General features: G+C 68.0%; 11 protein-coding genes, 1 tRNA gene and 1 pseudogene. 6 read left to right on the plus strand and 7 right to left on the minus strand.

Annotated elements, in window-relative coordinates; all coding sequences use genetic code 11:
- Positions 1 to 19 precede the first annotated feature (19 nt).
- The 3 genes from J7E89_RS17440 to J7E89_RS17450 all read left to right on the plus strand — a co-directional run bounded on the left by J7E89_RS17440 (position 20) and on the right by J7E89_RS17450 (position 6,159).
- Positions 20 to 2,431: an excinuclease ABC subunit UvrA gene (locus J7E89_RS17440; protein ID WP_214974661.1), complete on the plus strand. Its 2,412-nt coding sequence runs from the start codon at positions 20 to 22 to the stop codon at positions 2,429 to 2,431.
- Between the two features lie 918 nt (positions 2,432 to 3,349).
- Positions 3,350 to 4,747, plus strand: coding sequence for an aminotransferase class V-fold PLP-dependent enzyme (locus J7E89_RS17445; protein WP_214974663.1), 1,398 nt, complete (start codon positions 3,350 to 3,352; stop codon positions 4,745 to 4,747).
- The gene (locus J7E89_RS17450) at positions 4,744 to 6,159 is read left to right on the plus strand and encodes a lysine N(6)-hydroxylase/L-ornithine N(5)-oxygenase family protein (protein WP_214974508.1); all 1,416 of its coding nucleotides are present in this window, start codon (positions 4,744 to 4,746) and stop codon (positions 6,157 to 6,159) included. Before J7E89_RS17445 ends, J7E89_RS17450 begins: the two co-directional genes overlap by 4 nt.
- 12 nt (positions 6,160 to 6,171) lie before the next feature.
- Here the strand turns inward: J7E89_RS17450 and J7E89_RS17455 are convergent, their stop codons facing one another.
- On the minus strand, positions 6,172 to 7,989 hold the full coding sequence (locus J7E89_RS17455) for a bifunctional UDP-sugar hydrolase/5'-nucleotidase (RefSeq protein WP_214974509.1): 1,818 nt from the start codon (positions 7,987 to 7,989) through the stop codon (positions 6,172 to 6,174).
- A gap of 141 nt (positions 7,990 to 8,130) precedes the next feature.
- Here J7E89_RS17455 and J7E89_RS17460 point away from each other — a divergent pair, with 141 nt between their 5' ends.
- Together J7E89_RS17460 and pyk are read left to right on the plus strand one after the other, a co-directional pair.
- Complete coding sequence (locus tag J7E89_RS17460; protein WP_374196832.1) at positions 8,131 to 8,856, plus strand: SIMPL domain-containing protein; 726 nt, start codon at positions 8,131 to 8,133, stop codon at positions 8,854 to 8,856.
- A 120-nt stretch (positions 8,857 to 8,976) separates the two neighbouring features.
- The gene (pyk, locus tag J7E89_RS17465; protein WP_214974512.1) at positions 8,977 to 10,413 is read left to right on the plus strand and encodes a pyruvate kinase; all 1,437 of its coding nucleotides are present in this window, start codon (positions 8,977 to 8,979) and stop codon (positions 10,411 to 10,413) included.
- 56 nt (positions 10,414 to 10,469) lie between these two features.
- Here the strand turns inward: pyk and J7E89_RS17470 are convergent.
- Positions 10,470 to 11,253 (minus strand): annotated as a pseudogene (locus J7E89_RS17470) (transcriptional regulator).
- A 109-nt stretch (positions 11,254 to 11,362) separates the two neighbouring features.
- Positions 11,363 to 11,435, minus strand: a tRNA-Leu gene (locus tag J7E89_RS17475).
- Between the two features lie 99 nt (positions 11,436 to 11,534).
- On the opposite strand from J7E89_RS17475, the gene J7E89_RS17480 reads away from it, so the two are divergent.
- Positions 11,535 to 12,191 carry an ANTAR domain-containing response regulator gene (locus J7E89_RS17480; RefSeq protein WP_138895096.1) on the plus strand — a complete coding sequence of 219 codons (657 nt, stop codon included), beginning with the start codon at positions 11,535 to 11,537 and terminating at the stop codon, positions 12,189 to 12,191.
- A gap of 68 nt (positions 12,192 to 12,259) precedes the next feature.
- Here J7E89_RS17480 and J7E89_RS17485 read toward each other — a convergent pair whose 3' ends face one another.
- The 4 genes from J7E89_RS17485 to J7E89_RS17500 are packed head-to-tail and all read right to left on the minus strand — an operon-like array spanning position 12,260 to position 16,729.
- Positions 12,260 to 12,976 (minus strand): ABC transporter ATP-binding protein, encoded by a 717-nt coding sequence (locus J7E89_RS17485; RefSeq protein WP_214974514.1) that lies wholly within the window; start codon positions 12,974 to 12,976, stop codon positions 12,260 to 12,262.
- The gene (locus J7E89_RS17490) at positions 12,973 to 14,049 is read right to left on the minus strand and encodes an ABC transporter ATP-binding protein (protein WP_214974666.1); all 1,077 of its coding nucleotides are present in this window, start codon (positions 14,047 to 14,049) and stop codon (positions 12,973 to 12,975) included. Before J7E89_RS17490 ends, J7E89_RS17485 begins: the two co-directional genes overlap by 4 nt.
- A gap of 5 nt (positions 14,050 to 14,054) precedes the next feature.
- Positions 14,055 to 15,791, minus strand: coding sequence for a branched-chain amino acid ABC transporter permease (locus J7E89_RS17495; protein WP_214974516.1), 1,737 nt, complete (start codon positions 15,789 to 15,791; stop codon positions 14,055 to 14,057).
- Positions 15,792 to 15,796: 5 nt separating this feature from the next.
- The gene (locus J7E89_RS17500; RefSeq protein ID WP_214974518.1) at positions 15,797 to 16,729 is read right to left on the minus strand and encodes a branched-chain amino acid ABC transporter permease; all 933 of its coding nucleotides are present in this window, start codon (positions 16,727 to 16,729) and stop codon (positions 15,797 to 15,799) included.
- Positions 16,730 to 16,733: the final 4 nt, after the last annotated feature.

Consider the following 16,733-nt stretch of genomic DNA (forward strand, 5'->3'; position numbering starts at 1 on the left):
ACCGGCCGGTCCTACCCGACTGAGCACGGTCACGAGGACGGACACGCAGTCCCCCGCGCCGCAGGTTGCCGACAGCCACGATCTGATCCGCGTGCACGGCGCGCGCGTGAACAACCTCAAGGACGTCAGCGTCGAGATCCCGAAGCGCCGACTGACCGTGTTCACCGGCGTATCCGGCTCGGGCAAGAGCTCTCTGGTGTTCGGCACGATCGCCGCGGAGTCGCAGCGGCTGATCAACGAGACCTACAGCGCCTTCGTGCAGGGCTTCATGCCGACGCTGGCCCGGCCCGAGGTCGACGTACTCGATGGGCTGACGACCGCGATCATCGTCGACCAGCAGCGGCTGGGTGCCGACCCCCGCTCCACAGTCGGCACCGCCACCGACGCCAACGCGATGCTGCGCATCCTCTTCAGCCGGCTCGGGCAGCCGCACATCGGCTCGCCCAACGCGTTCTCCTTCAACGTCGCATCAGTCCGGGCGAGCGGTGCGATCACGGTCGAACGCGGCGCCGGCAAGACCAAGACCCAGAAGGCGACCTTCACCCGCACAGGCGGCATGTGTACGCGCTGCGAAGGCCGGGGCGCGGTCTCCGACATCGACCTCACACAGCTCTACGACGACTCCAAGTCGATCGCCGAGGGCGCGTTCACCATCCCCGGCTGGAAGTCGGACAGCTTCTGGACCGTGCGGGTCTACGCCGAGTCGGGCTTGCTCGACCCGGACAAGCCGATCCGCGAGTTCACCAAGAAGGAGATGCAGAACTTCCTCTACCGGGAGCCGACCAAGGTGAAGGTCGAGGGCGTCAACCTCACCTACGAGGGGCTGATCCCCAAGATCCAGAAGTCGTTCCTCTCCAAGGACCGGGAGGCGATGCAGCCGCACATCCGGGCGTTCGTGGACCGGGCGGTCACCTTCACCACCTGCCCCGAATGCGACGGCACCCGGCTCAGCGAGGCGGCCCGGTCGTCGAAGATCAAGGGGATCAGCATCGCCGACGCGTGCCTGATGCAGATCAGTGACCTGGCCGAATGGGTCCGTGGCCTCGACGAGCCGTCGGTCGCACCGCTGCTCGCCGCGCTGCTGGGGACCCTCGACTCGTTCGTGGAGATCGGTCTCGGCTACCTCTCCCTCGACCGGCCGTCGGGCACGCTGTCGGGCGGCGAGGCCCAGCGCGTCAAGATGATCCGCCACCTCGGCTCCTCGCTCACCGACACGACCTACGTCTTCGACGAGCCCACCGTCGGCCTGCACCCCCACGACATCCAGCGGATGAACGACCTGCTGCTGCGACTGCGGGACAAAGGCAACACGGTGCTCGTCGTGGAGCACAAGCCGCAGACGATCGCGATCGCCGACCACGTCGTGGACCTCGGCCCCGGCGCCGGTACGGCGGGCGGCACCGTCTGCTTCGAGGGCACCGTCGAAGGGCTGCGGGCCGGCGGCACCGTCACCGGCCGCCATCTCGACGACCGCGCCACCCTCAAGGAGCCGGTGCGCAAACCCACCGGCACGCTGGAGATCCGCGGCGCCACCCGCCACAACCTCCAGGACGTCGACGTCGACATCCCGCTCGGGGTGCTCTGCGTGGTCACCGGCGTCGCCGGCTCCGGCAAGAGCTCACTGATCCACGGATCGCTGGTGCACGGTTCAGGAGCCGCCGAGTCGGGTGTCGTCTCGGTCGACCAGGGAGCGATCAAGGGCTCGCGACGGAGCAACCCGGCGACGTACACCGGACTGCTCGACCCGATCCGTAAGGCGTTCGCGAAGGCCAACGGCGTGAAGCCGGCCCTGTTCAGCGCCAACTCCGAGGGCGCCTGTCCCACCTGCAACGGCATCGGCGTCATCTACACCGACCTGGCGATGATGGCCGGCGTCGCCACCACCTGCGAGGAGTGCGAGGGGAAGCGGTTTGAAGCATCGGTCCTCGACCACCACCTCGGCGGCCGCGACATCAGCGAGGTGCTCGCGATGTCGGTGACCGAGGCCGAGGAGTTCTTCGCCGCCGGCGAGGCGCGCACGCCGGCCGCGCACCGCATCCTCGGCCGCCTCGCCGACGTCGGGCTCGGCTACCTCACCCTCGGCCAGCCGCTCACCACGCTGTCCGGCGGCGAGCGACAGCGGCTCAAGCTGGCCACCCACATGGCCGAGAAGGGCGGCGTGTACGTCCTCGACGAGCCGACCACCGGCCTTCACCTCGCCGACGTCGAGCAGCTGCTCGGCCTGCTCGACCGGCTCGTCGACTCCGGCAAGTCGGTCATCGTCATCGAGCACCACCAGGCGGTCATGGCGCACGCCGACTGGATCATCGACCTCGGCCCCGGCGCCGGCCACGACGGCGGCCGGATCGTCTTCGAGGGCACACCCGCCGACCTCGTCGCCGCCCGCTCCACCCTCACCGGCGAGCACCTCGCGGCCTACGTCGGCGCCTGACCGAGCCACTGGCGGATACCAGGAGACACCGAAGAACCGCCAGGGCACGGCAGACAGATCACGTGGATGGATGTCACGGGATGCTGCGTCCAACTCCGTTGCGCTCCCCAGCTGTTCGAATACGCAACGAGTAACGGCGGCCAGGGCCCCGGCCCTGCCACCGCCCCGGTCGCGGCGGCTGCCGCAACCAGCGCCGCCACCACGGGCGGAAAACGGCAGTCATGATCCCCGGTCGCAGCGACCCCACGCCTCCCGGCCGTGTCTGCGGCCGCGGCCCCGGCCACCTCTCTGGCGGCAGCCATGGTCCCCGGTCGCAGCAACCGCACGTGCCCTGGCCACGGCCACGGTCGTGGCCGCCTCGCGGCTACCGCCGTCGCCACCTCGGACGGCAGTCATGGTCCCCGGTCTCAGCCACCCCACGCGTCGCGGTCCCGGCCGCGGCCACCGCCTCGGTCGCCTCGCGGCTACCGCCGTCGCCACCTCGGACGGCCGCCATGGTCCCCGGTAACAGCCATCCCACGGTCCCGGCCCCGGCCACCGCCCCGGTGGTGTCCGCTGTCGCAGCTACCGCGGACACCACCCCCGGGCGGCGGCGAGCGGGCCTGGGTTGTCCTGCCCTGCCCCGGTCGAGGCTACCGCCGTCACCACCTCGGACGGCAGCCATGGTCCACGGCCGCAGCCACCCCACGGCCCCGGCCACCGCCAGTGCCACCGCCACGGGCGCGGGCGCGGCCATCGCGCCCCCGGCCAGCCCCCATATCAGCTCCGCCGAACCCGACTCTCCCCAACACGCACGGCAGTACCACTTTCGGGTTGAGATCGTTGAGCACTCCGGACGCACCGGCTCATGCCTGTACACGCTGGTGTGCCAGCCGAAGCGCACCCGAAGGACCCCGCATGAGTACGCCGCCCCCCGGCATCCCCCTCCCGCCCCTCGCCGGCGGTGCAGGTGGGGCCGCCGCTCTGCGGCCGCTGATCGACACCGTCCTGGACGCCCTCCACACCGGCGCCGCCGCCCGAGGCGGACCCCTCCCCGCCGGCGGACCCGGTGCCGTCACCGAACGACTTCTGGACGCGAGCCGGCCCGTCCTGCCCGCCACCGGCACCGGAGCCGAAGAAGCACTCCGTACCCTCGTCCGCGCCCTCACCGAAGGCGCTGCGGACCCGGCCGACCCCCTGTGCGTCGCGCACCTCCACACCCCGCCGCTCGCACTCGCCGTCGCCGCCGACCTCGCCGCGTCCGCGCTCAACCCGTCCATGGACTCCTGGGACCAGGCCCCCGCCGCCTCAGCCCTGGAAGCCGAAGTCGCCCGTACGATCGCCGCCGAGGTCTACCCCAACGCGCCCGCACCCGACGCCCTCGTCACCACCGGCGGCACCGAATCCAACCAGCTCGCGCTCCTGTTGGCCCGCGAACGCCACGGCCCCGTACAACTCGTCCACGGCGCCAACGCCCACCACTCCCTGCCCCGCGCCGCCTGGTTCCTCGGCCTCCCCGAACCGGTGACCGTCCCCGCCCCTGCCGGCGTCATCGACCTCGCCGCACTCGACGAAGCCCTCACCGACCTGCACCACCACCCGCCCCTCCTCGTCGCCGCCACCGCCGGCACCACCGACACCGGCCGCATCGACCCACTCCCCGAAATCGCCGACCTCTGCGCACGCCACAACGCCGAACTGCACGTCGACGCCGCGTACGGCGGCCCCCTCCTCTTCAGCGACGTACACAAAAACCGCCTCGCCGGCCTCGACCGCGCCCACAGCGTCACCCTCGACCTGCACAAACTCGGCTGGCAGCCCGTCGCCGCAGGACTCCTCGCCGTCCCCGACACCGCCGCCCTGGCCCCCCTCGGCCACCAGGCCGACTACCTCAACGCCGACGACGACACCGAAGCCGGCCTCCCCGACCTCCTCGGCCGCTCCCTGCGTACGACCCGACGCCCCGACATCCTCAAGATCGCCGTCACGCTCCGCGCCCTCGGCCGGCAAGGACTCGCCGACCTCGTCGACCGCACCTGCGCCGCCGCCCAGCACCTCGCCGACCTCGTCGAAAAAACCCCCGGCCTCGAACTCCACGACCGGCCCACCCTCAGCACCGTCCTCTTCCGCCCCACCGGCGCCGACGACACCGAAATCGCCACCATCCGCCGCACCCTCCTCACCGAAGGCCGCGCCGTCCTCGGCCGCGCCCCCGCCGACGGCCGGCTCTGGCTCAAAGCCACCATCCTCAACCCCCACACCACCCCCCATGACCTAGCAACACTCCTCGCACTCCTCTCACCCCTGTCACTTCCGGAAGGCAGCACCCACCGATGACCGCCGCCCCCCAGCACCAAGAACCCGAACAGCCCCACGACCTGGTCGGCATCGGCATCGGCCCCTTCAACCTCTCCCTCGCCGCGCTCGCCGACGGCGTACACGGCGGCCTCGCCACCGCCTTCTACGAACAACGCCCCGCCTTCCACTGGCACCCCGGCCTCCTCATCGAAGGCGCCACCCTCCAAGTCCCCTTCCTCGCCGACCTCGTCACCCTCGCCGACCCCGCGAGCCCCTGGTCCTTCCTCAACTACCTGCGCACCCGCGAACGGCTCTTCCCCTTCTACTTCGCCGAGCGCTTCCACATCCAGCGCGCCGAATACGACGCCTACTGCCGCTGGGTCAGCGACAACCTCCCCGGACTCCACTTCGGCCACCAGGTCGACGCCGTCCGCTGGAACGCCGAACGCGACGCCTTCGAAGTCGACTTCACCCAGCTCGACACCGACGGCGAAGCCGAAGCCCTCGGCCGCGCCTACACCCGCAACGTCGCCCTGGGCGTCGGCACCGCGCCGTACATCCCCGAACCCCTCAAACCACTCGCCGAAGTCCCCACCGTCCCCGTCATCCACTCCTCCGCATACCTCGACCACCGCGAACGGCTCCTGGCAGCCGAACACATCACCGTCATCGGATCGGGACAGTCCGGCGCGGAAGTCTTCCTCGACCTCCTCCGAGCCCGCCCCGCCGGCCGCGAAAAGATCACCTGGCTCGCCAGGACCGAGGCCTTCGCCCCCATGGAGTACTCCAAGCTCGGCCTGGAGCACTTCACCCCCGACTACAGCCGGTACTTCCACGCCCTCCCCGAGTCCGTACGCGACGACCTCGGCCCGCGCCAGTGGCAGCTGCACAAAGGCATCGACGCCGACACCATCGCCGCCATCCACGACGAGCTGTACCAGCGCACCCTCCACGGCGGCTGGCCCGACGCGGTCCTCACCCCCGGAGTCTCCGTACGCACCGCCGGCCGCGTCGGCACCACCAAGGTCGAACTCCACCTCGAACACATCCAGCAAGGCACCCGCTCCCGCCTCACCACCGACGCCGTCATCCTCGCCACCGGCTACCGCGAACGCCCCCTGGGACGACTCCTCGCCGGACTCGACCCCTACATCCGCCGCGACGCGGCCGACCGGCCCCGGATCGACGACCAGTTCCGTATCGTTCTCGACCCCGCCGTGACCGGATCCGTGTACGTACAGAACGCCGAGCGGCACACCCACGGCGTGGGTGCGCCCGACCTCGGCCTCGCCGCGTGGCGCAGCGCGACGATCCTCAACTCGCTCACAGGACTGGACCCCTACCCACTGCCGCGCCGCACGGCGTTCACCAGCTTCGGCCTGGAACGCCGCGAGGCCCCCAGAGTCCCCGCACAGCAACCGGCCCTGACCCCGCTGGCCCAGGGCCACTGACGCGCACCCCGCCTAGAACACCGGCACACCGTCCCGCGTCAGCTTCCAGCCCACCGCCGCGAACTCCGCCGGATCCAGCGTGCCCTTCGCCTTCACCCACGTAATGATCGTGTTCCGGATCTCCTCCGAATTCGCCCACAACTGCTTCGCCCCCGCGATGTGCGGAAACGCCCCACCACCACTCGCCCGATAGTTGTTCACCGCCAGCACAAACTCCGCCGCCGCGTCGACCGGCCTGCCCTCGAAAGCGAGGTTCACGATCCGCGAACCGGCCGGCTTCGCGATGTCGATCTCGTACGTCAGACCCGACACCACGTCGTAGTTGTAATCCGGAGTGTTCCCCGCATTCGTCAGCTTCGACGTGTCCACCGGAGCCCCTGCCGCCGTCTGCACGTAATACCGCGCCGAGAACTCCAAGTACTCCTTCAGCTGCGCACCAGTCAGCAGCCGCGCCTCAAGCGTGTTCTCGAACGGATACAGACCCGCCGCATCCTTGATCGTCACCTTGCCCGCCGGCACCGCCGCCGTCCGCGAGAAACACGACGCCTGCGACAGCACCGGCAACGCCGCATACGCCCCGCCCGCCAGCGCCGCCTTCACCGTCTCCACCTGTACGTGATTGATCAGGTCGATCAGCGGCTCGTCCTTCCACGGCGCCTGCGCCGTCGTCATCGCGGCCGTCGACGTACCGATGACCTGATTGACGTACGCCACGACCTTCTCGTGCTCGTCACCGAGCAGCTTCGTGATCTCCGGGTCCTCGGCGACCGTATTGGAGTTGAGGACCTTCGCCCCCACCTTCTCCACCACCCAGCGGCCCTTCGACCACACCAGGTCGAAGTCGAACAGCGTCAGCCGCTGACCCCACTTGAGCGGCTCCGACAGGACGACCTTCTTGCCCGTCTCCTTGTTCTCCACGAAGTACTCGGCGATCTCCGTGTGCGCGTGCCCGACGAGGATCGCGTCGATCCCGGGAACCTGCTCGGCCACCAGACCCGCCGCGTTCTCGACGTACGGAAGCTGATCACCGTACGACGACGTGCCGCTCGATCCGGAGTGCGCCGAAACGATGACAACATCCGCACCCATGGAACGCAGCTTCGGCACCCACTTCGCCGCCTGCTCCTCCAGACCCGGGAACGTCATCTTCCCCTGCACGTTCTGCTTGTCCCAGATCGCGATACCCGGGTTCGTCAGACCGAGCACCGCCACCCGCACATCACGGCCGTGCGGCGTACGCAGCCTCTTCATGAAGTACGGAGGGAACGCCGGACGCAGCGTCTTCGCGTCCAGAGCGTTCGCACCGAGGAGCGGAAAGTCGCACTGCTCCTCGAACTTGCGCAGCACCGGTATGCCGTAGTTGAACTCGTGGTTCCCGAGAGCGGCCGCGTCGTATCCGATGGCGTTCATCGACTGTGCCATGGGGTGCACAGGGCCGTGCTTGGCGGTGATCGGGTCGACCTTGGCGTAGTAGTACGACAGCTGCGTTCCCTGGATGGTGTCGCCCGCGTCGATGAGCAGCGTGTTACGGCGGCCCTTCTCCTCGCGGATCTGGTTCACCAGGGTGGAGATCTTCGCCAGGCCCACATCGTTGTGCGCCTTGTCGTCGAACTCCTTGTCCGTGAAGTAGTCCCAGTTGAAGACATTGCCGTGCAGGTCGGTGGTGCCCATGACGGTGAAGGAGTACCGCTTCGGCGGACGCCCGGGGCCGGGGCCGTGGCCATGTGCTTCTGCGGGCGCGGCGACAGCCCCGCCCGCTATGGCCACACCGGCCACACCGGCTCCGGCGGCGGCCGAGCGGCCCAGGAACGTCCTACGGTTCAGCGGCATTGTTGTCTCCTCGTTCTGTGCTTCTGTCGCACAACGTGACGCGCGTAGATTCTGGCCCAACGAGCCACATCAGCAACACCCCCAGCGGGTTTCGATCTGATGACCACCCCGCTGTCACACCCGAGTGCGACAGTGGGAAGCGTGACCGACGAACCCAGGAATCCCGCAGCGAACCACTCAGCCCCGTACGGCACCCCCCAAGCACCCCGCCTCGCCGTCCAAGGCGAAGCAAGCCTCGAATTCGACCCCGAAATCGCCCACATCGGCATCACCGTCAGCGCCCGCGGAACGGACCGCCGCACCGCACTCGAAGACCTCACCCGGCGCAACGCGCTTGCCCTCGACCTCGTCAAAACCTACGGCGACGCCGTCGAAAAGCTGGAAACCGGCGCCTTCTCCATCAGCCCCGAACTCACGCGCCACGGCCGGAGCGACCGCATTCGCGCCTACCACGGACGCGTCCACATCACCGCCGTACTCACCGACTTCACCGCACTGGGCGAACTCACCACCCGCCTCGCCGACCTCGAACTCACCCAGGTCGACGGCCCCTGGTGGTCCATGCGCCCCGATTCACCCGCCTACGGCGAAGTCCGCCGCCAAGCCGTACGGGAAGCCGTCAAACGCGCCCGCGAATACGCCCAGGCCCTCGGCGCCGACCTCGCGGCCCTCGTCGAACTGGCCGACCCCGGAGCGGAAGACGCCCACCCCGTACGCGTCGGCTTCGCAGGCGGCTTCGCCGGCCGCACCCGCGCCGCGACAGCCGAAATGGCGGAAGACGCCCCCGCCCTCGACCTCGAACCCCAACGCCAAACAATCCACGCCCTCGTGAACGCCCGCTTCATCATGACCCCACCCCAACTCTGACTGCTCATCAGAGCGCCCCCGCGCACAATTCAACACTTGTCAATATCCCTTCATGCAAAGGTTGTTGGACAGTCATGCGGAGCCAATTGTCTACTGGCTGGTAAGGCCTAGGCTCGACGTATGCGCCGAGCAAAAATCGTTTGTACCCTAGGCCCCGCCACCGACACATACGACCAGATCAAGGCACTGGTCGAAGCCGGAATGGACATCGCCCGCTTCAACCTCAGCCACGGCACCTACGCCGAACACGAGGAGCGCTACCAGCGCGTACGCAAAGCCTCCGACGAGACCGGCCGCAGCGTCGGCGTACTCGCCGACCTTCAAGGCCCGAAGATCCGCCTCGGACGCTTCCGCGAAGGACCCGTACTCCTTGAACGAGGCGACGACTTCACCATCACCGTCGAACCCGTCGAAGGCGACCGCCACACCTGCGGCACCACCTACGAAGGCCTCGCCACCGACGTCACCACAGGCGAACGCATCCTCGTCGACGACGGCAAAGTCACCCTTGAAGTCACCGGCATCGACGGACCCCGCGTCCAAACCCTCGTCATCGAAGGAGGCATGGTCTCCGACCACAAAGGCCTCAACCTCCCCGGCGTCGCCGTCTCCGTACCCGCACTCTCCGAAAAAGACATCGAAGACCTCCGCTGGGCCCTGCGCACCGGAGCCGACATCATCGCCCTCTCCTTCGTACGCAGCGGACACGACATCGCAGACGTCCACCGCATCATGAAGGAAGAAGGCCGCCACCTCCCCGTAATCGCAAAGATCGAAAAGCCGCAGGCCGTCGAAAACATCGACGACATCGTCGCCGCCTTCGACGGCATCATGGTCGCCCGCGGCGACCTCGGCGTCGAAATGCCCCTCGAACAAGTCCCGATCGTTCAGAAGCGCGCCATTAAACTCGCCAAGCGCAACGCCAAACCGGTCATCGTCGCCACCCAAATGCTCGACTCGATGATCGAAAACTCCCGCCCCACGCGCGCCGAAGCCTCCGACGTCGCCAACGCCGTCATCGACGGCACCGACGCCGTCATGCTTTCCGGCGAAACCAGCGTCGGCAAATACCCCATCGAGACGGTCAAAACCATGGGCCGCATCGTCGAAGCGGCAGAGGAAGACATCCTCGCCAAGGGCCTGCCGCCGCTGACCGAACGCAACAAGCCCCGCACCCAGGGCGGAGCCGTCGCCCGAGCCGCCGCAGACATCGGCGACTTCCTCGGCGCCAAATTCCTCGTCGCCTTCACCCAGTCCGGCGACACCGTCAAACGCCTCTCCCGCTACCGCTCACCCATCCCACTGCTCGCCTTCACCCCCGACCCGGCGACCCGCTCCCAGCTCAACCTCACCTGGGGCGTCGAAACCTTGCTCGGCCCCCACGTCGACTCCACCGACGCCATGGTCGCCCAGGTCGACGAACACCTCCTGCGCATCGGCCGCTGCAAGAAGGGTGACGTCGTGATCATCACCGCCGGCTCCCCACCCGGCATCGCAGGCTCCACCAACCTCGTCCGCGTCCACCACATCGGCGAAGACGACCCCGCCGCCAAGTAACCCTGCCGGCAAGGGCAACGGGCCCCCACACCCCAGGGGGCCCTACCTGTACGGCGTCAGTGCTTCGGCCCGACGTGCGCGTCCATCAACGCGACGGACGCTTTGCGTGCGATCGAGATGTTGAACGGGTCGCTGCCCCGAGCGAGCATCGTCCACTCCACTCCAACGTTGGTCAGGGTGTCGCTGAACAACTTGCGGATGTCGTCCGACTTGTTGCTGAAGAAGTAGCGCGGGTACTCGTAACGCTTCCGCTCGCCGCCGACGACCTTCTCAGTCCAGTTGGTGATCCGGCATCCGTCGGAGTGGATGAGCCCACGTATGAACGCCCACGGGTTCGAGTCCAGGACCGACTGTTGCCAAGGTTCGAGAGCGATCGACCGGTGATGCTTCCTGCCGCTGCCGTGCTGAGGGAACCAGCACGGCCAGTGCTTGCTGTAGCTCGTCACGCTGACGCACCCCTGCTTCTGGACGAGGTACACCCCGCCGACGGGATGCAAGGTTGCGATGGCCTTACGGCACTCGTCGATCAGGCCGGGCCATGCGTCGGCACAGGCGATGCGGAGGTAGTAGCCCGTGCCCCGTGGGTGCCCGCTGATACAGCCGTCACCGAGGTTAGAGACCGAGTAGGTATGCGTAGTTGTCGGCTTCAGCAGGCGGGGCGGGCGCGGGTGCGCAGCGGGAGCACTCAAGTTGTCCCTGCACTCGAGGCAGCGGTTCGACCCGTACAAGCCAGTCGCGGATCGCAGCGCGGGAGATGCCTGTCTGTTTGCTGACGGAGTTGAGGCTGCGGCCTTGTGCGACGAGTGCCAGGGCGTGCTTGCGCGTATCAAGGTCGTACATGACAGCGAGCCTGGCTCGGTGCGGAGCATCTCAGGAGGAATCCGAAGGGGCGTTCACCGGGAAGAGTGAAGATCGCCAACCATGCCACACCTTCGAATCGAAGGTAAAGTGCCCCGAGTCGGATTCGAACCGACGCTGTATGGGTTTTGAATCCATCGTCTCTACCGCTGGACTACCGGGGCGTCCTTTGAAAGAAAGGATAGCGGAGACCCGCTGTGACTCAAACATACAGGAGCTAGGTAGGCTCGTGTGGCAGCACCTGCCTTGAAATGAGGAGCCCCGTGACAACCCCCGAGTCGCCCCAGCCCGTCGCCGACGACGACAACAAGTCGCACGTCCCGCCGCTGACGACCCGTGTCGTCATCGCCGAGGACGAAGCCCTCATCCGCCTCGACCTCAAAGAGATGCTCGAAGAAGAGGGCTACGCGGTCGTAGGCGAGGCCGGTGACGGGCAGCAGGCCATCGAGCTCGCCCGTGAGCACCGGCCCGACCTCGTCATCCTCGACGTGAAGATGCCCGTGCTCGACGGAATCTCCGCCGCTGAGAAGATCACCGAGGAGTCCATCGCCCCCGTGCTCATGCTGACCGCGTTCTCGCAGCGCGATCTCGTGGAGCGGGCGCGGGACGCCGGTGCGATGGCGTACCTCGTGAAGCCGTTCAGCAAGAGTGACGTCGTACCGGCCATCGAGATGGCGGTGTCGCGGTTCACGGAGCTGAAGGCGCTGGAGAACGAGGTCGCGGACCTCACCCAGCGGCTGGAGACGCGGAAGCTGGTGGACCGGGCGAAGTCGGTGCTGCAGACGCAGTACGGGCTGACCGAGCCGGCCGCGTTCCGCTGGATCCAGAAGACGTCGATGGACCGTCGCCTGTCCATGCAGCAGGTCGCGGAGGCGGTCATCGAGGACGCCGAAGAGAAGAAGGCCGCGAAGGGCGAGTAGTCGGACAGAGAAGGAGGAGGCCCGCACCCCGACTCGGGGTGCGGGCCTCCTCCTTCTCTGTGTACGGCTCAGTCCTCGCCGAGGTACGTCTTGCGGACGGACTCGTCGTGGAGCAGCTCGCGGCCGGGGCCGGAGAGCTTGATGGTGCCGACTTCCATCACATGGGCCTGGTCCGCCAGGGACAGGGCGGCTTGGGCGTTCTGCTCGACGAGCAGGATGGTGGTGCCCTGCGCCTTGAGTTCGACGATGGTCTCCATGATCTTCTGCATCATGATCGGGGAGAGGCCCATCGACGGTTCGTCGAGCATCAGGAGCTTGGGCTGGGACATGAGCGCGCGTCCCATGGCCAGCATCTGCTGCTCGCCGCCCGAGAGGGTTCCTGCGGCCTGCTTCCGGCGCTCTCCCAGGATGGGGAAGAGGTCGTAGGCGCGCTGGATGTCCTTCTCGATGCCTGCCTTGTCGGTCCGCAGGAACGCTCCGAGCTGGAGGTTCTCGGTGATGGTGAGGCGGGGGAAGATGTGCCGGCCCTCGGGGGAGTGGGCGAGCCCGAGGGACACGATCTTGTGGGCGGGCACTCCGCTCAGCGGTTTGCCGTCGAAGAGGATGCGGCCGCCGGAGGGCTTGAGCAGTCCGGACAGCGTCCGCAGGGTGGTGGTCTTGCCCGCACCGTTGGTGCCGATGAGGGTGACGACCTGGCCGGCTTCGACGCTGAAGGAGATGCCCTTGACGGCTTCGATCTTGCCGTAGGCGACCCTGAGGTCCTCGACCTCGAGGAGAGCGGTCACTGGGTTTCCCCTTCCGGGCTGGTCTTGCTGGTCTTGCTGGTGGTGCCCTCGGTGCCCTCGGTGCCCTCGGTGCCCTCGGCCGCCTCGGCTTGCTCGGTGGCCTCAGCTGCCTCAGTCGGCTCGGCTTCCTCGGTAGCTTCAGCTTCCTCGGTCGCCTCAGTGGCTTCGGCCGCTTCGGTTGTCTCGGCCGTCTTGGCCTTGCTGGCCCCGCCCGCTTCCGCCACCGCTTCGGCGGCTTCGACCTCGGCGGCCTCTTCCGCGCCCGGTGCGCCTTCGAAGGGCGTACCGAGGTAGGCGGCGACGACACGCTCGTCGCCCTGGACGACGGCGGGTGTGCCTTCGACGAGCTTTTCGCCCTGGACGAGGCAGGCGACGCGGTCGCAGAGGTTGAAGATGAAGCGCATGTCGTGCTCGATGACGAGTACGGCGATGCCCTGGTCCCGGATGGCGAAGATGAGCTCTTCGGTGACCCGGGTTTCCTGCGGGTTCATGCCGGCGGTGGGCTCGTCGAGGAGCAGCAGGCCGGGGTCGCTGGCGAGGGCGCGTGCGATTTCGAGCTTGCGCTGCTCGCCGTAGGGGAGGTTGCGGGCGAGGTGGTCGGCCTTGTGTTCCAGGCCGATGAACTCGAGCAGCTCCATGGCCCTCTTGTGGGAGGCGGCTTCGGCCTTCTTGAAGCCGGGACCGCGCAGGAGGGCGGACCAGAGGCCTTCCTTGGTCCTGGTGTGGCGTCCGACGAGGACGTTCTCCAGAACGGTCATGTTGGCGAAGAGCCGGATGTTCTGGAAGGTACGGGCGATGCCTGCCTGGGTGACGAGGTGGGGCTTGGGCGGCAGGACGGTGCCCTTGTAGGAGACCTTGCCTTCGGTGGGCACGTACAGCCCGGTGAGGCAGTTGAAGAAGGTGGTCTTACCGGCGCCGTTGGGGCCGATGAGGCCGACGATCTCTCCGGCGTTGACCTTGAGGTCGACCGAGCGTACGGCGGTGAGGCCGCCGAAGCGCATGGTGACGCCGCTGGCGTCCAGGACCGTGGTGGTCTCGGGGGTCGCGGTGGTGTTTTCGGTGGTGGTCGTCATGTCGTTCACGCCCCCGCCTTCGTGATGCCGACGCCGGAGTCGGTCAGGCCCTTGTCCGGTACGTCGAGTTGGTCGGTCTCGTGGTACTCGAGCTGGGCGCGCCGGTTGGCGATGAGGCCTTCGGGGCGGAACCGCATGAGCAGGATCAGCGCGATGCCGAAGCCGAGGAGCTGGTAGTCCTGGAGGAACTGCAGCTTGGCCGGGATCATGTAGAGGAGCGTGGCGCCGATGAGGGGTCCGCTGATGGTTCCCATGCCGCCGAGGATGACGGCGGCGAGGAGGAAGGCGGAGTTGGGCGGCACGGGGCCCGCGAAGACGTACATCTCGGGGACCACGGTGCTCTGGACGTGTGCCTGGACCGTGCCGGCCAGGCCGGCGAGGGTGGCGCCCAGGGCGAAGGCGATGAGCTTGACCCGGAAGCCGTTGATGCCCATGGCGGTGGCGGCGGTCTCGTCCTCGCGGATGGCGACCCAGGCGCGGCCGATGCGGGAGCTGCCTGCGCGGCTGAAGACGAGGATCACGAGGATCATCGCGAGCAGCATCAGCAGGTAGTAGTTGGCGTACGACCCGAGTTCGAAGCCGGCGATGGTGTGGGATTCGCCGAAGTCGTATCCGAAGAAGACGAGGTCGGGGACGTTCGGTACGCCGTTGGGGCCGTTGGTGACCTGCGGTCCGGATACGCCGTCGAGGTTGCCGACGGTGATGCGGAAGATCTCGCCGAAGCCGAGGGTGACGATGGCGAGGTAGTCGCCGCGGAGCCGCAGCGTGGGGGCTCCGATGACGACGCCGAAGATCAGGGAGACGGCGCCGCCGGTGAGGACGGATGCCCAGAAGGGGAACTGGACGTCGAAGGCGGATGCGGTGGTGCCCGAGACGAGGGCCGCCGTGTACGCGCCGACGCCGAGGAAGGCGACGTATCCGAGGTCGAGGAGTCCGGCGAGGCCGACGACGATGTTCAGCCCGAGTGCGACGGTCGCGAAGATGAGGATGTTGACCGCGATGAGGGTGAACTGGTCGGTGTTCTGGGTGAACGGGAAGGCCGCTGCGGCGACGAACGCGGCTGCTACCGCGATGGAGCGGTACTTGGCCGTGAGCCCCGAGAGGCGTGCCATGAGGCCGGCCTTGAAGAGCGCGGCGACGGCGAAGCCCGCGGTGATCATGTAGCCGGTGAAGAGTTCGGCGTACTCGGTGTCGATGCCGTAGGTGACGACGAACAGGCCGATGCCGAAGGCGGCGACGATGATCAGGATCTCGGCCCAGGAGGGGAGTTCCTTGGGGCGCTGGGCCTTGCGGGTGTCGTCGGGGAGCTGGAATGCCGCGGCGACGGGGATGACGGAGGCTACGGCTGCGACGAAGCCGCCGGGTTCGAGGTTGACTACGCCGCCGAGTTCGACGGCGATGGCGATGACCGTGAACCATGTGGTGCCGAGGGCGCCGAGGGCGAGCAGGCGCAGGGCCTTGGTGGTGCCGGTGGGGGCCAGCCAGCCCAGGCCCTTGATGCCGAGTGCGGCGAGGGCGTACAGGGTGGTGAGGAGGCCCGCGACGAGGGTGAGGACCTGGAGGCCGCCGGGGTACCCGTACACGGTGAGGTCGCCGGGGAACTCGTCCGTGTAGGTCCAGGACAGGAAGGTGCTGGCGACGGTGGCGAGGCCACCGGCGGCGGTGAGCCAGCGGAAGAGGCCGGCCCGGGCGCTGTCGTCGGCGGTTGCCGTCTTGGCGGTCTGCGTGGTGTCGGTTGTCATGGCTCTCACGCCCGATCCGCGACGCGCTCGCCGAGCAGGCCCTGTGGCCTGACGAGGAGCACGACGATGAGAAGTACGAATGCCCAGACGTTGGCCCAAGCGCCGCCGCCGAGCTGCTGCATCCCGGGAATCTCTTCGATGTAGGCGATCGAGAGGGATTCCGCGAGGCCGAGGACGACTCCGCCGACCATGGCTCCGTAGATGTTGCCGATGCCGCCGAGGACTGCGGCGGTGAAGGCCTTGAGTCCGAGGATGAAGCCCATCTCGAAGTTGATCTGGCCCTTGTCGAGGCCGTACGCGACGGCTGCGACGGCTGCGAACGCGGCACCGATGGCGAAGGCCATGACGATGATGCGGTCGGTGTTGATGCCCATCAGCTTCGCGGTGTCGGGGTCCTGCGCGGTGGCCTGCATGGCGCGGCCGCTGCGGCTCTTGGCTACGAAGAGGCCGAGGGCGAGCATGCACGCGGGGGCGAGGACAAGGACGAAGGCGTCGGCGCGCTGGAGGTACAGGTTATCGAAGATCTTGAACGACTCGCCCTGGAACTCGGGGAAGCTGCGCGGCTTCTTCGCGTCGGGGTAGAGGCCCCAGACAAGCTGCTGGAGAACAATCGAGAGGCCGATTGCGGTGATGAGCGGGGCCAGCCGTGGCGCGTTGCGCAGCGGTCGGTAGGCGAAGCGTTCCGCGGCGGTGGCGACGGCGACGGATGCGATGGCACCGCCGACGATCATGAGGGGAATGGCCACGAGAAGTGACGTTCCGCTGGGGAGCGCGATGTAGGCGGTGAGGGCGCCGAAGCCCCCGATCATGAAGATCTCGCCGTGGGCGAAGTTGATGAGCTGGACGATGCCGTACACCATGGTGTACCCGATGGCTATGAGGCCATAGAGGGCGCCGAGGGCAAGGCCGTTGGCCAGCTGTTGCGGCAGTTCGTGCACCGCA

It is taken from the genome of Streptomyces sp. ISL-100, assembly GCF_018614615.1.
Taxonomy (GTDB): domain Bacteria; phylum Actinomycetota; class Actinomycetes; order Streptomycetales; family Streptomycetaceae; genus Streptomyces.